The 16608-nt window shown below is 71.8% G+C and carries 12 protein-coding genes; 5 read left to right on the top strand and 7 right to left on the bottom strand.

Annotated features, from left to right (window positions below):
• Positions 1-23: 23 nt before the first annotated feature.
• The 3 genes from ACZ6RC_RS19535 to ACZ6RC_RS19525 form a co-directional block, all read right to left on the bottom strand.
• Positions 24-851, bottom strand: a complete 828-nt coding sequence (locus ACZ6RC_RS19535; protein ID WP_469584777.1) for a hypothetical protein — start codon at positions 849-851, stop codon at positions 24-26.
• 163 nt (positions 852-1014) lie between these two features.
• Positions 1015-2340 carry a metallophosphoesterase gene (locus ACZ6RC_RS19530; protein ID WP_453616113.1) on the bottom strand — a complete coding sequence of 442 codons (1326 nt, stop codon included), beginning with the start codon at positions 2338-2340 and terminating at the stop codon, positions 1015-1017.
• A gap of 328 nt (positions 2341-2668) precedes the next feature.
• Positions 2669-3784 carry a LacI family DNA-binding transcriptional regulator gene (locus ACZ6RC_RS19525; RefSeq protein ID WP_453616116.1) on the bottom strand — a complete coding sequence of 372 codons (1116 nt, stop codon included), beginning with the start codon at positions 3782-3784 and terminating at the stop codon, positions 2669-2671.
• Positions 3785-4162: 378 nt separating this feature from the next.
• On the opposite strand from ACZ6RC_RS19525, the gene hisC reads away from it, so the two are divergent.
• Positions 4163-5269, top strand: a complete 1107-nt coding sequence (gene hisC, locus ACZ6RC_RS19520; protein WP_469585719.1) for a histidinol-phosphate transaminase — start codon at positions 4163-4165, stop codon at positions 5267-5269.
• A 47-nt stretch (positions 5270-5316) separates the two neighbouring features.
• On the opposite strand, the gene ACZ6RC_RS19515 is transcribed toward hisC, so the two are convergent.
• Complete coding sequence (locus tag ACZ6RC_RS19515) at positions 5317-5697, bottom strand: cyclophilin-like fold protein (RefSeq protein WP_469584773.1); 381 nt, start codon at positions 5695-5697, stop codon at positions 5317-5319.
• Between the two features lie 204 nt (positions 5698-5901).
• Between ACZ6RC_RS19515 and ACZ6RC_RS19510 the strand changes: the two genes are divergently transcribed.
• The 4 genes from ACZ6RC_RS19510 (at position 5902) to ACZ6RC_RS19495 (ending at position 13922) form a co-directional block, all read left to right on the top strand.
• Positions 5902-7407, top strand: a complete 1506-nt coding sequence (locus tag ACZ6RC_RS19510) for a cytochrome ubiquinol oxidase subunit I (protein WP_391139923.1) — start codon at positions 5902-5904, stop codon at positions 7405-7407.
• 18 nt (positions 7408-7425) lie between these two features.
• Positions 7426-8430 (top strand): cytochrome d ubiquinol oxidase subunit II, encoded by a 1005-nt coding sequence (cydB, locus tag ACZ6RC_RS19505; RefSeq protein ID WP_469584770.1) that lies wholly within the window; start codon positions 7426-7428, stop codon positions 8428-8430.
• A 19-nt stretch (positions 8431-8449) separates the two neighbouring features.
• Positions 8450-12082 carry a thiol reductant ABC exporter subunit CydD gene (gene cydD / locus ACZ6RC_RS19500; RefSeq protein WP_469584767.1) on the top strand — a complete coding sequence of 1211 codons (3633 nt, stop codon included), beginning with the start codon at positions 8450-8452 and terminating at the stop codon, positions 12080-12082.
• 67 nt (positions 12083-12149) lie between these two features.
• Positions 12150-13922, top strand: a complete 1773-nt coding sequence (locus ACZ6RC_RS19495; RefSeq protein WP_469584764.1) for a sensor histidine kinase — start codon at positions 12150-12152, stop codon at positions 13920-13922.
• A gap of 84 nt (positions 13923-14006) precedes the next feature.
• Here ACZ6RC_RS19495 and ACZ6RC_RS19490 read toward each other — a convergent pair whose 3' ends face one another.
• The 3 genes from ACZ6RC_RS19490 to ACZ6RC_RS19480 form a co-directional block, all read right to left on the bottom strand.
• Positions 14007-14864: an HAD hydrolase family protein gene (locus ACZ6RC_RS19490; protein ID WP_391139915.1), complete on the bottom strand. Its 858-nt coding sequence runs from the start codon at positions 14862-14864 to the stop codon at positions 14007-14009.
• A 161-nt stretch (positions 14865-15025) separates the two neighbouring features.
• Complete coding sequence (locus ACZ6RC_RS19485) at positions 15026-15928, bottom strand: LLM class flavin-dependent oxidoreductase (RefSeq protein ID WP_469584757.1); 903 nt, start codon at positions 15926-15928, stop codon at positions 15026-15028.
• A 213-nt stretch (positions 15929-16141) separates the two neighbouring features.
• Positions 16142-16594: a hypothetical protein gene (locus tag ACZ6RC_RS19480; protein WP_469584754.1), complete on the bottom strand. Its 453-nt coding sequence runs from the start codon at positions 16592-16594 to the stop codon at positions 16142-16144.
• Positions 16595-16608: the final 14 nt, after the last annotated feature.

The raw sequence follows: 16608 nt of genomic DNA, 5'->3' as shown, positions 1-16608 counted from the left end.
GCGGGGCGGGGGCGCCGTGGGGGTCAGTCCGGGATGGTCTCGGGCGGGCCGAAGTCGGGGCTGGAGAAGTCCGGGCTGCTGTACGTCGGGCGGGTGGCCGATCCGCCCTCGCCGGGGCTGGAGAAGTCCGGACCGCTGTACCCGACCTTGGGGATCCTGGAGACCGGGCGCGGCCTGGCGGTCGGGGCCGGGCGGCCGGCACCGGGGTCGGCCAGCGCGGCGCGCAGGAACGGCAGGATGCCCCGTTCCAGCAGCGCGTGCCGCCAGGCCTCCCTGGCCCGCGACAGCTCGGTCCCTTCGGCGGTGCCCGGGTCCGCCGCGCCCACCTCGGTGGCTCTGTTGCGCAGCGCCGTGACGAGCAGTCCGGCGGCCGCGCAGAGCAGCCCGGCCGCGGCGACGGCGCCGAAGAACCATCCCGCCGTCAGCAGGGTGTCGGCGAACTGCAGGGTCGGGGCCAGGACTTTCAGTACGGCCCCGACCAGCAGGAAGATCACCGCCGCGGTGCCCGCCAGCACGGGCGCGAGGACCGTGACGATCGCGACGACGCCCGCTCCCGGGCCGCCGCTCGCCCCGTCGCCGTCCGCCGCGAGGACGGCGCCCATGACGCTCGTACCGCCGGGTGACCGTCCCTGCTCACGTATCTTCACGAAGTGGTCGTATTCGGGTGCGGCCGCGGCCGTGATGAGCGCGGTCGCGCTCAGCGCCATGGCGCGCAACTGTGCGGTCGTGAGCCGCTTCCCGACCTCGGCGAGATCCGGGCGTTCGTGCGCGTGACGCAGTGCCTCGTCGAGGGTGCGCTCGTACTCGGCGCGGTCCTCGGTCAGCAGGTGCGGAGCCACGTTCATGTGCATCCCCCGATGCTCCGTAGGGCCGGACCGCCCGGGGAAGAACGCCGGGCAGTGGGGCGGAAACGGAGGAGAGCCTGCTACGGATGAGCCGATGGTATTCCGGTTCCGCGCCACCGTGACAGGGGGTTTCCCGAAATCGCCTGGCCCGGATGCGCAGGGTTATACCTCAGCCGTTCAGGGGGAGTTGGACGACCAGAAGCTTTCCGGCCATGGTCACACCGCCGTCCATGGCGATCGCCAGGCCGTCGGCGTAGACGTGCGGTCCGTCGACGGTCGGGTCCGAGCCGCCCTCGCCGTCCTCGGTGCCCACCTGGCCCAGGAGGTACGGGATGGGGCTGTGGCCGTGCACGACGCGGCGGCCGCCGTAGGTGCCGAGCAGCTCCCGCACCGCCTCCGGGCCGCCGTCGTCGCGGAAGGCGAAGCGCTTGGTGAACTTCCGGAACAGGTCCCAGACCTCGTCGGCGTCGTTGCGGTTGATGATCTCGTGGACGGTCTCGTTGACGTCCTCGATGGTGCTGCCGTAGTCGAGGTACGCGGTGGTGTCGGAGTGCAGGAGGAGGTGTCCGTCCTCCTCCACCACGGCGTCGAGCCGGGACATCCACTGGAGGTGGACGTCCTGGAGGCGGTCCATGTCGTACTTCTGGCCGCCGTTGAGCAGCCAGGCGGCCTGGAAGGTGGCGGTGCCGGCGCCGGAGTTGACGGGAGTGTCGGCGAAGCGCTTGGCGCCGATGAGCAGCAGCTCGTGATTGCCCATCAGGGCCTTGCAGTAGCCGCCGGCGGCGGCCGCCTCGGCGGAGAGCCGCATGACGAGGTCGATGACACCGATGCCGTCGGGTCCGCGGTCGGTGAAGTCTCCGAGGAACCAGAGGCGGGCGTTGCCCGCGGCCCAGCCGCCGTTCTCGTCGATGAGGCCCTTCTCGCGCAGCGCGGCGACGAGTTCGTCGAGATAGCCGTGGACGTCGCCGACGACGAAGAGCGGGCCCGGGCCCTCGCCCGCCGCCGGAGCCGGTGCGGGCGCCGGAGCCGGGTCGACCTGCACCTGGACGGTGTCGCCCCGGTTGATGACCGGGAGGTCGCGCTCGGTGGGGGTGTAGCCCTCGGGGAGGTCGCCCTCCGGGAAGGCGTTTCCGGGGTGGCCGCCGGGCACGGCGGGCACCGGGGGGGACGCGGGGACGTCGGGAACGGAGGCGGCGGGGCCGTCCGCGCGGGACGCCACGACGGTGCCGAGGTGGAGCGTGCGGTCGAGCGGGGCGCCGGACATGCCGACGCCGCTTCTCGGCGCTCCCGGCGCGGGTGCCACCGCGATCTGCGCCACCGGGGCCTGTGCCACTGCTGTCGGTGCCACCGCGGCCGGCGCCGCGGGGAGCCCCGGAGCGTCGGCCGGAGGTTCCGTGGCATGGCCCTGCACGGGCACCCGGGCGTACGGCGGTACGCGGAAGTCACGCAATGTCGCCGTGCGCACCACGGGTTCCTGCCCGGCCCCCTGAGTCATCGACCCCTCCACCACCGTCGCGATGCCCTGCACATCGCGGACCGGCCTGGTCGGGGTGGTCCGCGGTGTCGTGCGCCCATCATAGGAATGAGGGTCCTCCTGTGTGACGCACCAGGGGTGGTGAATCCGGGTCCACTCCGGGTTCACCGGTTGTTTCGCCCGAATTGAGAAGGTCCAGGCCAGGGTTCGAGCCGGGCCGGTCCTCGGTTTGGGCCGGACATCGGCGCGTACGCGACGTTTCCCGGACCTCCGAGGACCGGCTCGGCGGCTCCCCCGGCCTCTCTTCGCGGCCCTCCCGGCCCGCTTCCGGACCTTCCCCGTCCCTCTCTCAGTCCTTCTCGTTCTGGGAGGGGGAGCGGGGCGGGCTGACGGTCGTCCGGGGGGAGCGCCGCTGGGAGGAGGTCCGGACGATGAGTTCGGTCGGTATCACCCGCTCGACCGGCCCGTCGGCATCGCTCCCCTCGATGGCGTCGATGAGCAGCTGGACGACCGCCGTACCGATCCGGCGCGGCTTGAGCGAGAGGGTCGTGATGGGCGGTTCGGTGGTGGCGTACACGGTCGATTCGCTGCAACAGACCAGCAGCAGGTCGTCCGGTACGCGCAGTCCGTAGCGGCGTGCGGCCGCCAGGAGGTCGGTTCCGTTGGGGTCGAAGAGGCCGTACACGGCGTCGGGGCGGTCGGGGCGGGCGAGCAGCCGGTCGGCCGCGACGGCGCCCGCGCACGGATCGTGCGCCGGATAGGCCTCGTAGACGGGGTCCTGTCCGACCCGTTCGCACCAGTTGAGGTACGCGGTGGTGGAGAGGCGGGTGTACGTGTCGGTGGTGGTGCCGGTCAGCAGCCCGATCCGGCGGGCGCCGGCGGCGGCGAGGTGGTCGAGGAGGTCGAGGACGGCGGCTTCGTGGTCGTTGTCGACCCAGGCGGTGACCGGGAGGGTGCCGGCGGGGCGCCCGTCGGAGACGACGGGCAGGCCCTGGCGGACCAGTTCGGTGACGACCGGGTCGTGGTCGGAGGGGTCGATGACGACGGTGCCGTCGAGGGCGACGTTCGACCAGACGTCATGGCGGGAGGTGGCGGGGAGGATGACCAGGGCGTAGCCCCGGGCGAGCGCGGCCGAGGTCGCGGCTCTGGCCATCTCCGCGAAGTACGCGAATTCGGTGAAGGTGAAAGGTTCATCCCCGTAGGTCGTCACGGTCAGGCCGATGAGGCCCGACTTGCCGGTACGGAGCGTGCGGGCCGCCGCGGACGGGCGGTAGCCCAGCCGGTCTGCGACTTCGCGAACGTGGCGGCGGGTGGCGTCCGGTAGCCGGCCCTTGCCGTTGAGCGCGTCGGAGACAGTCGTGATGGAGACCCCGGCGGCGGCGGCCACATCCCGGATGCCCGCTCTGCCCTGCCGGCTTCCCCGGGTCTGTGCCCGGCTCACCTGGTGCTTCCCTGCTGCTGTCATGGCGAGCCGATAGTAGGGCGAGGGCGGGTGGGTGGGCCGGTCGCATATTCACTCGTTGACAGGCACGTTTCTGCAAGATCGAAAAAGGTCAATTGCCTTGGAAAGAAAGAGAGTTAGGGCGTCTGGCGGTGGATCTATGGTTGTCGACGGGCATGAGCCTGCCACCGGGGCGAGGTCTCGAAGAGGTCTCAACTCACCTCTACGGGGGATGCGCGCCACGGCGCTCGCCACCGGCGCGCGCCACCCGGCCCCGCGCTCCCTCTGTTTTCCACAGCTCAGGGATGAGGTTGTCCACAGCCCATTCGCAGCGGAGGCGAATCCTCATAAGGTGAGGAGCATTGGTGGTACGGACGGTCGAGGAGGACCACAGTGAGTGCAGTGAGCGAGACCGGCGGGGCCGGCGGGACGAGTGCGGGCGGCCCGAGGCTGCGCGCCGCGCTGGACGGCATTCCGACGTACAAGCCGGGCAAGCCGGCCGCCGCGGGCGGCCCGGTCGCCTTCAAGCTGTCCTCCAACGAGAACCCGTACCCGCCGCTGCCGGGTGTCATGGAGAGCGCGCTGGCCGCGGCGGCCTCCTTCAACCGCTACCCCGACATGGCCTGCACCGGCCTGATGCAGGAGCTCGCCGACCGTTTCGGCGTCCCCGTCTCGCACCTGGCCACCGGGACCGGCTCGGTGGGGATCGCGCAGTCGCTGATCCAGTCGACGGCCGGCCCCGGTGACGAGGTCATGTACGCCTGGCGGTCCTTCGAGGCGTACCCGATCATCACGCAGATCAGCGGGGCGACCCCGGTGCAGGTGCCGCTGACCGAGGGCGAGGTGCACGACCTCGACGCGATGGCCGAGGCGATCACCGACCGGACCCGGCTGATCTTCGTCTGCAATCCGAACAACCCCACGGGTACGGCCGTGCGCCGGGCCGAGCTGGAGCGGTTCCTGGACCGGGTGCCCTCCGACGTCCTGGTGGTGATCGACGAGGCGTACCGGGAGTTCGTCCGCGACGCCGACATCCCGGACGGCATCGAGCTCTACCGCGACCGTCCGAACGTGGCCGTGCTGCGCACGTTCTCCAAGGCGTACGGCCTCGCGGGGCTGCGGGTCGGTTTCGCGGTCGCCCATGAGCCGGTGGCGGCGGCGCTGCGCAAGACGGCGGTGCCGTTCGGGGTGAGCCAGGTGGCGCAGGACGCGGCGGTGGCCTCGCTGCGGGCCGAGGACGAACTGCTCGGCCGGGTCGGCTCGCTGGTGGCGGAGCGCGAGCGGGTCCACGCCGGGCTCGTGGCCCAGGGCTGGACCGTGCCGGACACCCAGGCGAACTTCGTCTGGCTGCGGCTCGGTGAGCGGACGGTGGACTTCGCGGCGGAGTGCGAGCGGCACGGTGTGGTGGTGCGGCCGTTCGCGGGTGAGGGCGTGCGCGTCACGATCGGTGAGTGCGAGGCGAACGACCTGTTCCTGAAGGCGGCGGAGGGCTTCCGCAAGGAGAGCTAGCCGACGGGCGGGGGTGACTCACCCGGCCGGGGCGGGGCGGGAGGCCCTCAGTCGGTCACCAGCTCCACCCGGATCGGGTCGCCGTCCCTGACGGTGGCCAGGACGCGCGGGTCGGCGTCGAGCGAGCCGAGGACGTTGCACGGGGCGGCGAGCCGGCACTCGTCGCCCCGGGAGATCGGGGTCGGGCCATAGGGGAGCGCGAGCGCGTCGCCCTCCGTCCAGAAGGCGACGGTCCCCGGCTCCACCACCTGTCGCGCGTCGGACTCGACCACGGTGGAGACCGGTGTGTCGAAATACACTTCCTCGCCCCAGGTCCGGGCGGTGGAAGTGATCGGAAGAACCCCCACGAGCGCCTTGCTCGTGGGGGTTTCGTCGATGGTGGCCGTGGTGTGACCGGCGGGCCAGGAGAGACGGATACGAAGGGTCATACCCCAGATTCAACAATATGTTGAAGGCGGAGGGAAGGGGTGACCTTCGAGTAGGGCACCCCCCGTACTCATACGGATTTCGTATGAGTCATAATGCTTGTGAATGTGAACGCGTTCACAAGCGTGTCACGGTTCATCCCGGGATGGGTGGGATTAAAGGGGCAGGTCGCCTCCGTGACCACGGCGATGTAAGGAGAAGACGACGTGGACCTCGCTCTGGCGCCAGAGACTCTGGCGCGTTGGCAGTTCGGCATCACCACCGTCTACCACTTTCTCTTCGTCCCCCTGACGATCTCCCTCGCCGCGCTCACCGCCGGTCTTCAGACGGCCTGGGTACGTACGGAGAACGAGAAGTACCTCAGGGCCACGAAGTTCTGGGGCAAGCTCTTTCTGATCAACATCGCGATGGGTGTGGTCACCGGCATCGTGCAGGAGTTCCAGTTCGGCATGAACTGGTCCGACTACTCGCGCTTCGTCGGCGACGTCTTCGGCGCCCCGCTCGCCTTCGAGGCCCTGATCGCCTTCTTCTTCGAGTCGACCTTCATCGGTCTCTGGATCTTCGGCTGGGACAAGCTGCCGAAGAAGATCCACCTCGGCTGCATATGGATGGTGTCGATCGGCACGATCCTCTCCGCCTACTTCATCCTGGCGGCGAACTCCTGGATGCAGCACCCGGTCGGCTACCGCATCAACGAGGAGCGCGGCCGGGCCGAGCTCACCGACTTCTGGCTCGTGCTCACCCAGAACACCGCCCTCACCCAGTTCTTCCACACCATGACGGCCGCCTTCCTGGTCGGCGGCGCCTTCATGGTCGGCATCTCCGCCTTCCACCTGGCGCGGAAGAAGCACGTCCGGGTGATGCGCACCTCGCTGCGGGTCGGCCTGATCACCCTGATCATCGCCGGGCTCGGCACGGCCATCAGCGGCGACATGCTCGGCAAGGTGATGTACAAGCAGCAGCCGATGAAGATGGCCGCCGCCGAGGCGCTCTGGGACGGCGAGGCGCCCGCACCCTTCTCGATCTTCGCCTACGGCGATGTCGACGAGGGCCACAACAAGGTTGCCATCGAGGTCCCCGGCCTGCTGTCCTTCCTGGCCAACGGCGACTTCACCTCGCACGTCCCGGGCATCAACGACATCAACAAGGCCGAGCAGGAGAAGTTCGGCCCCGGCGACTACCGCCCGAACATCCCCGTGGCCTACTGGGGCTTCCGCTGGATGATCGGCTTCGGTATGGCCTCGCTCTCCCTCGGCATGCTCGGCCTCTGGCTGACCCGCAGGAAGTTCCTCCTCCCGCCGGGGCTGCGGACGGGTGAGGACGAGGTGCCCCATCTCGTCCTCTTCCGGAAGGCGCTCAGCCCGAAGCTCAGCCGGTGGTACTGGCTGGTCGCCCTCTGGACCATGGCCTTCCCGCTGATCGCCAACTCCTGGGGCTGGATCTTCACCGAGATGGGCCGTCAGCCGTGGGTGGTCTACGGCGTGCTGCGCACCAAGGACGCGGTCTCACCCGGCACCACGCAGGCCGAAGTGCTCACCTCGATGATCGTCTTCACCCTGCTGTACGCGGTGCTCGCCGTGATCGAGGTCAGGCTGCTCGTGAAGTACGTCAAGGCCGGACCGCCCGAGCTCACCGAGTCCGACCTCAATCCGCCCACCAAGATCGGCGGGGATCAGCGCGACCCCGACCGGCCCATGGCCTTCTCGTACTGAGGCTGAGGAGATCGAGGCATGGAACTCCACAACGTCTGGTTCGTACTCATCGCCGTCCTCTGGATCGGCTACTTCTTCCTCGAAGGCTTCGACTTCGGCGTCGGCGTCCTCACCAAGCTGCTCGCCCGGGACCGCACCGAGAAGCGGGTGCTGATCAACACCATCGGCCCCGTCTGGGACGGCAACGAGGTGTGGCTGCTGACCGCCGGCGGTGCGACCTTCGCCGCGTTCCCCGAGTGGTACGCGACGCTCTTCTCCGGCTTCTACCTGCCGCTGCTGCTCATCCTGGTCTGCCTCATCGTGCGCGGTGTCGCCTTCGAGTACCGGGCGAAGCGGCCGGAGGAGACATGGCAGCGCAACTGGGAGCAGGCCATCTTCTGGACCTCCCTGATCCCCGCCGTGCTGTGGGGCGTCGCCTTCGGCAACATCGTGCGCGGAGTGAAGATCGACGCGCGGATGGAGTACGTCGGTACGGTCACCGACCTGCTCAACCCCTACGCCCTCCTCGGCGGTCTCGTCACGCTGACGCTCTTCACCTTCCACGGCGCGGTCTTCGCGGCGCTCAAGACGGTCGGGGACATCCGCCTCCGGGCGCGGGCACTGGCCCTCAAGCTGGGGCTCGTCACCGCCGTCCTCGCCCTCGGCTTCCTCTCCTGGACCCAGGCCGACAAGGGGGACACCGGGAGCCTTGTCGCCATGGTCGTCGCGGTGGTGGCGCTGGTCGGAGCCGTCCTCGCCATCAAGGCCGGGCGCGAGGGCTGGTCGTTCGCCCTGTCGGGCGTCACGATCGCGGCGGCGGTCGCGATGCTCTTCCTGACGCTCTTCCCGAACGTCATGCCGTCGTCGCTCGACCCGGCGTGGAGCCTTACGGTGACGAACGCGTCGTCGAGCCCGTACACGCTGAAGATCATGACGTGGTGCGCGGCCGTGGCGACACCGCTGGTGATGCTCTACCAGGGCTGGACCTACTGGGTGTTCCGCAAGCGGATCGGCACGCAGCACATCGCCGACGCTGCTCACTGACACCGCTCATGAGTGGGAGATGTTTCACGTGAAACCGATCGATCCGCGTCTGCTTCGCTACGCCCGGGCCACTCGCCGCTTCCTGGCGGCGGTGGTGGTGCTCGGCCTGTTCGGAGCGGCGCTGGTCGTCGCCCAGGCGATGCTCATCGCCGACGTGGTGGTGGGGGCCTTCCAGCAAGGCCGGTCGGTCTCCGATCTCACCACCCCGCTGCTGCTGCTCGCCGGTGTCGCCGGAGGGCGGGCGTTGGTCTCCTGGCTCACGGAGCTGGCCGCTCACCGGGCCGGCGCGGCGGTCAAGTCCGAGCTGCGGGGCCGGCTGCTCGCGCGCGCGGCCGAGCTGGGGCCCGGGTGGCTGAGCGGTCAGCGGGCGGGTTCGCTCGCCGCCTTGGCCACGCGGGGAGTGGACGCGCTCGACGACTACTTCGCGCGCTATCTGCCGCAGCTGGGGCTCGCGGTGGTGGTTCCCGTGGCGGTGCTGGCGCGGATCGTCACCGAGGACTGGGTCTCGGCGGCCGTCATCGTCGTCACCCTGCCCCTCATCCCCCTCTTCATGATCCTGATCGGCTGGTACACCCAGGCCCGGATGGACCGGCAGTGGAAGCTGCTGTCCCGGCTCTCGGGGCACTTCCTGGACGTGGTGGCGGGACTGCCGACGCTCAAGGTCTTCGGACGCGCCAAGGCGCAGGCCGAGTCGATCCGCGCCATCACCTCGGAGTACCGCCGGGCCACGATGAGGACGCTGCGGATCGCCTTTCTGTCCTCCTTCGCGCTGGAACTGCTGTCGACCCTCTCGGTGGCGCTGGTCGCCGTCGGGATCGGGATGCGGCTGGTCCACGGCGATCTCGATCTCTACACCGGCCTGGTGATCCTGATCCTCGCCCCCGAGGCGTATCTGCCGATCCGGCAGGTCGGGGCGCAGTACCACGCGGCGGCGGAGGGGCTGGCGGCCGCCGAGGAGATCTTCGAGGTCCTGGAGACACCGGTCCGCACGAGCGGTACCGCCGCCGTGCCCGCGGGGTCCCCGCGCTTCGAGCTGTCGAGCGTGACCGTCCGGCACGAGGGGCGCACCGAGCCGTCATTGGACCGCGCGTCGCTGATCGTGGCGCCGGGCGAGACCGTGGCCCTGGTGGGGCCGAGCGGGATCGGCAAGTCCACCCTGCTCGATGTCGTACTGGGGTTCACGGAGCCCGAGCCGGGCGGAGCGGTATGGGTCGGGGATGCCGAACTCGGTTCGCTGGACCTGGAGGAGTGGCGGTCGCGGATCGCCTGGGTGCCCCAGCGGCCGTACCTCTTCGCGGGGACGATCGCGGAGAACGTCCGACTGGCCCGCCCCGACGCCTCCGACCAGGCGGTACGGGAGGCCCTGCGGGATGCGGGGGCGGACGGGTTCGTCGACGGACTCCCGGCCGGGATGGACAGCGTGCTCGGCGAGGACGGGGCAGGCCTCTCGGCCGGTCAACGGCAGCGCCTCGCCCTGGCCCGGGCGTTCCTGGCCGACCGGCCGCTGCTGCTCCTGGACGAGCCCACGGCCGCGCTGGACGGGGAGACCGAGGCGGCCGTGGTCGACGCGGTGCGGCGCCTCGCGGCCGGCCGGACGGTGCTCCTGGTGGTACACCGCCCTGCTCTCCTCGCGATCGCGGACCGCGTGGTGTCGCTGGCCCCGACCGCTCCCGAGCGGGCGGCTGAGGCGCTGACCGACCGGAGCGCGCCCGGTACCCGGGGCGGAGACCAGGGCGCTGGTCGGACCCCCGATGACCTCAAGGCCCTCGACGCGCGCGACGGCAGCGTCCGTGCTCAGGGCGACGGCTCGGGCGATGCGGCCGGTCCGGAGACCCAGGGCCGTGGGCCGGTCGGCGCCCGGGACCACGGTCAGGAGGGAGGCAGCGGTGGCGATCGGGTCCGTCTCCTGCGACGGGTGCGCGCCATGGCAGGGGAGCTCAGGGGCCGGATGGGGCTCGCGCTGCTGCTCGCCGGCCTGGCCCTGGGATCGGCCGTGGGCCTCATGGCCGTGTCCGGCTGGCTCATATCCCGTGCCTCCGAACAGCCGCCCGTGCTCTATCTGATGGTGGCCGTCACCGCTACGCGCGCCTTCGGCATCGGCCGGGCCGTGTTCCGGTACGCCGAACGGCTCGTCTCCCACGACGCCGTGCTGCGGATGCTCGCGGAGCTGCGGGTCTCCGTCTACCGGCGCCTGGAGCGCATCACCCCGGCCGGCCTGCGCCGCACCCGGCGCGGCGATCTGCTCTCCCGGCTCGTCCAGGACGTCGACGCCCTCCAGGACTACTGGCTGCGCTGGCTGCTCCCGGTGGGAGCGGCCCTCCTCGTCGGGGCCGGCTCCGTCGGCTTCACCGCCTGGCTGCTGCCCGAGGCCGGGGCCGTCCTCGCCGTCGGACTGCTGACCGCGGGGCTGGCGGTCCCGCTGCTGAGCGGCGCCCTCGCCCGCCGGGCCGAGCGGCAGCTCGCCCCCGCCCGCGGCACGCTCGCCACCGGCGTCGTCGACCTGCTGCGCGGCTGCGCCGAACTCACCGTCGCCGGGGCGCTGCCCGACCGTGTCGGCCGGGCCAGGGACGCCGACCGTACGCTCACCTCCATCGCCTCCCGGCAGTCCGCCGCCACCGCTCTGGGCGCCGGGCTCTCCGCGCTCGCCTGCGGTCTCACGGTCGCCGCGGCCGCCGTCGTCGGGATCCAGGCCCTCCGCGACGGGCGCCTGGACGGCGTCAACCTCGCGGTGGTCGTCCTCACCCCGCTCGCCGCCTTCGAGGCCGTCACCGGCCTCCCGCTGGCCGTCCAGTACCGCCAGCGCGTCAAGCGGAGTGCCGAGCGGGTGTACGACGTGCTCGACGCCCCCCTCCCCGTACACGAGCCGGAGCACCCCGCCGAACTGCCGCTGAGCGCGTTCCCCCTCGAACTCACCGGCCTCCGCGCCCGGTACGCCGGGCAGGAACGGGACGCGCTCACCGGCTTCGGACTGACCCTGGAGGCCGGCCGCCGGGTGGCCGTGGTCGGCGCGTCGGGCAGTGGGAAGACCACCCTGGCCCAGGTGCTGCTGCGGTTCCTGGACGCCGACGACGGCACGTACCGCCTCGGCGGGGTGGACGCCGCTTCGCTCGACGGTGACGACGTCCGCCGCTTCGTCGGGCTCTGCGCCCAGGACGCCCACACCTTCGACAGTTCCCTGCGCGAGAATTTGCGGCTGGCCCGCCCCGACGCGACCGACGACGAGCTGCGGGCCGCGCTCCGCAGGGCCAGGCTCCTGGACTGGGTGGACGGGCTGCCCGACGGCCTCGACACCATGGTCGGCGAGCACGGCTCGAAGCTCTCCGGCGGACAGCGGCAGCGCCTCGCCCTGGCCCGGGCGCTCCTCGCCGACTTCCCGGTGCTCGTCCTCGACGAGCCGGCCGAACACCTCGACCTCGCCACAGCCGACGCGCTCACCGACGATCTGCTGCTGGCCACCGAGGGCCGTACCACCGTCCTGATCACCCATCGCCTGCGCGGCCTCGACGCCGTCGACGAGGTGCTGGTCCTGGACGAGGGGCGTACCGTGCAGCGCGGCCCGTACGCGGAGCTGGTGGGCGTCGAGGGGCCCCTGCGGCGGATGCTGGAGCGGGAGCGCGAGAGCGAGCTGTCGCTCAGCGGAGGCGCCGGCTGACCGAAGCCCTCCTCGTATCCGAGCGGCCGACTTTTCTCGCCAAATCGGACTTACTAGGCTCAAGGTCATGACCGCCGCCGTGCCCGATCCCCCGGATCCCAAGGCTCCTCCCGTCCCGTCGGTGCCCGCGCGCCCGGCGGACCCCGGGGAAGCCGATTCCCTGGAGGCCGCGAACCGGGCCACCCGCAGTCTGCAGGGCCTGTCGACGGAGCTCACGGCCCGCGTACCGCAGCTGCTCGAGGCGATGCGCTCGGTCGGCACCGGCCTGGAACTCCGCTCCACCCTCGACCGGATCTGCGAGACGGCGGCCGAACTCGCCGACGCCCGCTACGCCGCCATCGGGGTCGTCGACGAGGAGAACGACGGCCTCTCCGAATTCGTCACCCACGGTGTCGACGAGGACACGGCCCACCGCATCGGCCGCCGGCCCGACGGCCACGCCGGGCTCCTCGGCGCACTGATCCAAGAGCCCCGGACGATCCGGCTCGGCGATCTCTCCGCCGACCCGCGCTCGGCCGGTTTCCCGCCCGGCCACCCCCCGATGAAGAGCTTCCTCGGCGTCCCGATCCGGGTCCAAGGAGAGATCTTCGGCAATCTGTACCTCTCCGAGAAGACCCACGGCGGCGAGTTCGACGAAGCCGACGTCCACATGGTCCGGGTCCTCGCCACCGAGGCGGGGATCGCCATCGGCAACGCCCGCCTCTACGAAGCCGCCCGGCAGCGGGAGCGCTGGATCGACGGTTCGGTCGCCGTCACCACCGCCCTGCTCTCCGGCGGCGACGCCGACGAGGCCCTGACCGTGGTGGCCGAGCAGGCCCGCAGACTCGCCGACGCGGCGGCCGGGATCATGCTGCTGCCCGCCGGGGACGGCGGCCTCGAGATCGTCGCCGTCTCCTCCGACACGCCGTCGACGTCCCTGGGCGTGGTGATCCCGGCGGAGAGCCCGGTGGTGGAGAGCCTGCTCACCGGAGAGGCGGTGTTCCTGGACGACGCCGCCACCGACCCCCGGATGATCAGCCGGCTGGCGGCACGGTTCGGGCCCAGCATGCTGCTGCCGCTGCACAGCGGGGGCCGCGTGCTCGGCGCGCTCGCGATGCCCCGGGCCCGGGGCGCCCGGCCGTTCACCGAGGCGGAACGGACGCTGGCGACCCAGTTCGCCTCTCAGGCGGCGCTCGCCCTGATGATGGCCGACGCCCAGCGCGACCGGGAGCGGCTCGCCGTCTACGAGGACCGCGACCGGATCGCCCGGGACCTGCACGACCTGGTCATCCAGCGCCTCTTCGCCACCGGGATGATGCTGGAGGGCGCCCAGCGCAGGTCGGTGGTGCCGGCGGTGCGGGACGGGGTCGGCAAGGCCGTGGACGAGCTGGACGTGACCATCCAGGAGATCCGTACCGCCGTCTTCGCGCTCCAGCAGGGCCCGGCCGAGGCTCCCTCGGGCCTGCGGACCCGGGTGCTGCGCGAGATCAACATGGCCGCCGTGCCCCTCGGTTTCACTCCCGGTCACCGTTTCCTCGGTCCGCTCGACTCCGCGGTCGGTGACCTCACCGGCAAGAACCTCATTGCGGCCCTCAGGGAAGCCCTGTCCAACGCGTTCCGGCACGCCGGGGCCGCGCGGATCGAGGTCGTCGTCGACGCGGGCGCCGAGCTCCCCGACGGGAGCGCCGGGGTGCGGCTGACGGTGGCGGACGACGGCATCGGCCTCCCGGAGGGCGGGCGGCGCAGCGGTCTGCGCAATTTGGCGCGGCGCGCCGAGTCACTGGGCGGATCGAGCTGGTGCGAGCCGGGCATCGGCGCGTCGGGCGGCGGTACGACGGTGGTGTGGCAGGCCCCGCTGTAGAGGGGCCATGGCCGTACCCGGGGCGCGGTCTCGTCCTGCGGCCGACCCCGGGGCCGTGGTGCCGGCGCCCGTCGCGGGCGGGTGTCAGTCGTCGAGGGTGCCCGCGAGGATCCGTTCGATGATGACGGCGACTCCGTCCTCGTTGTTGGCGACGGTACGGCCGGAGGCGGCGGCGATCACGTCGGCGTGGGCGTTGCCCATCGCGTACGAACGGCCGGCCCAGCCGAGCATCTCGATGTCGTTGGGCATGTCGCCGAAGGCGACGACCTCGTCGGCGGAGATCCCGCGTTCGGCGCAGCACAGGGCCAGGGTGGAGGCCTTGGAGACGCCGAGGCCGCTGATCTCGAGGAGGGCGGTGGGGCTGGACCGGGTGATCGAGGCCAGGTCCCCGGCCGCCACCCGGGCCACGGTGAGGAACCCGTCCGGTTCGAGCTCGGGGTGCTGGGCGAGCAGCTTCAGGACGGGGGCGGCGGCGCCGGGCTCCTCTTCGTAGAGGAGCTTCTCGGCGGTGGCGATGGTCGCGCCCGGGTCGAGGAAGAAGGGCGGGTAGTCCGGCTCGTAGTGGATGCCGGTGGTGAGCTCGACCGCGAAGGTGGTGCCGGGCGCGGCGTCGCGCAGGGTCCGTACGACCTCCAGCGCGACCGGCCGGTCCAGGGGCCGCACCTCGATGAACGTGCCGCCGGAGTGCAGATCGACGACGGCCGCGCCGTTGGCGCAGATCGCGAGGCCGTGGCCGTGGACGTGGTCGCTGACGACGTCCATCCAGCGAGCCGGACGGCCGGTGACGAAGAAGACCTCGATACCGGCCCGCTCGGCGGCGGCCAGGGCCGCGACCGTACGCTCCGATACGGATTTGTCGTCGCGCAGCAGCGTGCCGTCGAGGTCGGTGGCGATGAGCCGGGGGGCCGGGGCGGCGGGGCGCGGAGCGTGGGGTGAGGTCACCGATCCATTCTTCCGTACGGCGTGCACGGGCGTGCGGGAGGGCGCACATCTGAGTGGCCCGCCCGCGCACCCCGGTCCGCCCGCGCGCCCCGGCCGACGACTGGGCGGCGGTCGGGCCGGGCGGCCGTACCCCGGCGTCTTCGGCCGTCGCCCGCCGGCGGTCAGCCGAGCTGAGCGACGGCTTCCGTGGCGATGCGCTCGAAGACCTGCTGGTCGGCGGCGAAGTCGGAGTCGGGGATCGGCCAGTGGATCACCAGCTCGGTGAAGCCCAGCTCCTGGTGGCGGCCGGCGAAGTCGACGAAGGCGTCCAGCGAGGCGAGCGGACGCCCACGGTCCGGGGTGAAGCCGGTGAGCAGGACCTTCTCCACCTCGGCCGTGTTCCGGCCGATCTCCGCGCAGGCCTTGCCGAGCTTCTCGATCTGGCCGCGCAGGGCGTCCACCGACTGCTCGGGGGTCCCCTCCTCGTAGAGCTTCGGGTCGCCGGTCGTCACCCATGCCTGTCCGTGCCGGGCGGCGAGCTTCAGACCGCGCGGACCGGTCGCCGCCACCGTGAAGGGGAGCCGGGGGCGCTGGACGCAGCCCGGGAGGTTCCGGGCCTCGACGGCGGAGTAGTGGGTGCCGTGCTGGGTGACCGCGCCTTCGGTGAGGAGGCGGTCGAGGAGGGGGAGGAACTCGCCGAACCGGTCGGCCCGCTCGCGCGGTGTCCAGGCCTCCTGGCCGAGCGCGGTGGCGTCGAAGCCGTTGCCGCCGGCTCCGATGCCCAGGGTGACGCGGCCGCCCGAGATGTCGTCCAGGGAGATCAGTTCCTTGGCGAGGGTCACGGGGTGGCGGAAGTTCGGTGACGTGACGAGTGTGCCCAGGCGCAGCCGTGTGGTGGCGGTCGCGGCGGCCGTGAGGGTCGGCAGGGCGCCGAACCAGGGGCCGTCGCGGAAGGTCCGCCAGGACAGGTGGTCGTAGGTGTACGCGGCGTGGAAGCCCAGCTCCTCGGCGCGCAGCCAGCGGTCGCGGCCGCCGTCGTGCCAGCGGTGGACGGGCAGGATCACGGTGCTCAGGCGCAAGGTCATACCCACGAGCCTACGGCCGCCGCGGCGGCCGGCCGGTGGGGGCCGCCCGCCTTCCGTCACCCCTCGGGCGGGGGACTCCCGGCGCAGCGACTTCCGGCTCAGCGACTTCCGGGCGAACCGGACTCTGGCGCTCAGCGTTGTCGGGGGCGCACCGGACTGCGGGCTCAGCGGTGTGGGGGCCTGCGGAATCCCGGGCTCAGCGGTGTCCGGGGCTCAGCGGACTCTCGCACTCAGCCATGGGCTGAGCGTTCCGGTAGGGACGAGCTCCTTGTACGTCTCGTCGCCGGGCAGGGGGACGATCAGCCACCATCCCGGCGGGAAGAACCGGCCCTTCACGGAGGCGAGGCCGTCGTGGACGGAGCGCAGGAAGGCGGGGACGGAGTCGCGGGGGACGTCCTCGAACTCGATGCCCTCGACGGTGATCTTCGCGTCGTCCTCGGGGTAGAGCCGCACGGTCACGGCGGGGGCGCCGCCGAGCTCGACGAACGCCTCGTGGGGCAGGGAGCCGTCCGGGTCGAGGACGGTGAAGGCGCCGGCGGAGGTCCGGCGGGAGGTCTGGTCGGCGCCGATGTCGTCGGTGACACGTATGTCGAGGCCGTGGGTGCGGGCGATCTCGCGGATCGCGGCGACGGCGGCCTCGGTGGTCGGCAGATGCGGGTGTCCCATACGACGATCATGCC

Source organism: Streptomyces sp. NPDC048353 (assembly GCF_055587165.1).
The sequence above is the reverse complement of the archived record's forward strand: the minus strand, read 5'-3'. Positions and strand labels throughout refer to the sequence as shown.

Excerpts from the sequence above, each read along its gene's own strand:
- ACZ6RC_RS19485 (WP_469584757.1), bottom strand. The coding sequence starts at position 15,928 with ATGACCTTGCGCCTGAGCACCGTGATCCTGCCCGTCCACCGCTGGCAC.
- ACZ6RC_RS19535 (WP_469584777.1), bottom strand. The coding sequence starts at position 851 with ATGCACATGAACGTGGCTCCGCACCTGCTGACCGAGGACCGCGCCGAG.
- ACZ6RC_RS19530 (WP_453616113.1), bottom strand. The coding sequence starts at position 2,340 with ATGACTCAGGGGGCCGGGCAGGAACCCGTGGTGCGCACGGCGACATTG.
- ACZ6RC_RS19515 (WP_469584773.1), bottom strand. The coding sequence starts at position 5,697 with ATGACCCTTCGTATCCGTCTCTCCTGGCCCGCCGGTCACACCACGGCC.
- ACZ6RC_RS19495 (WP_469584764.1), top strand. The coding sequence starts at position 12,150 with ATGACCGCCGCCGTGCCCGATCCCCCGGATCCCAAGGCTCCTCCCGTC.
- ACZ6RC_RS19480 (WP_469584754.1), bottom strand. The coding sequence starts at position 16,594 with ATGGGACACCCGCATCTGCCGACCACCGAGGCCGCCGTCGCCGCGATC.
- ACZ6RC_RS19525 (WP_453616116.1), bottom strand. The coding sequence starts at position 3,784 with ATGACAGCAGCAGGGAAGCACCAGGTGAGCCGGGCACAGACCCGGGGA.
- cydB (WP_469584770.1), top strand. The coding sequence starts at position 7,426 with ATGGAACTCCACAACGTCTGGTTCGTACTCATCGCCGTCCTCTGGATC.
- cydD (WP_469584767.1), top strand. The coding sequence starts at position 8,450 with ATGTTTCACGTGAAACCGATCGATCCGCGTCTGCTTCGCTACGCCCGG.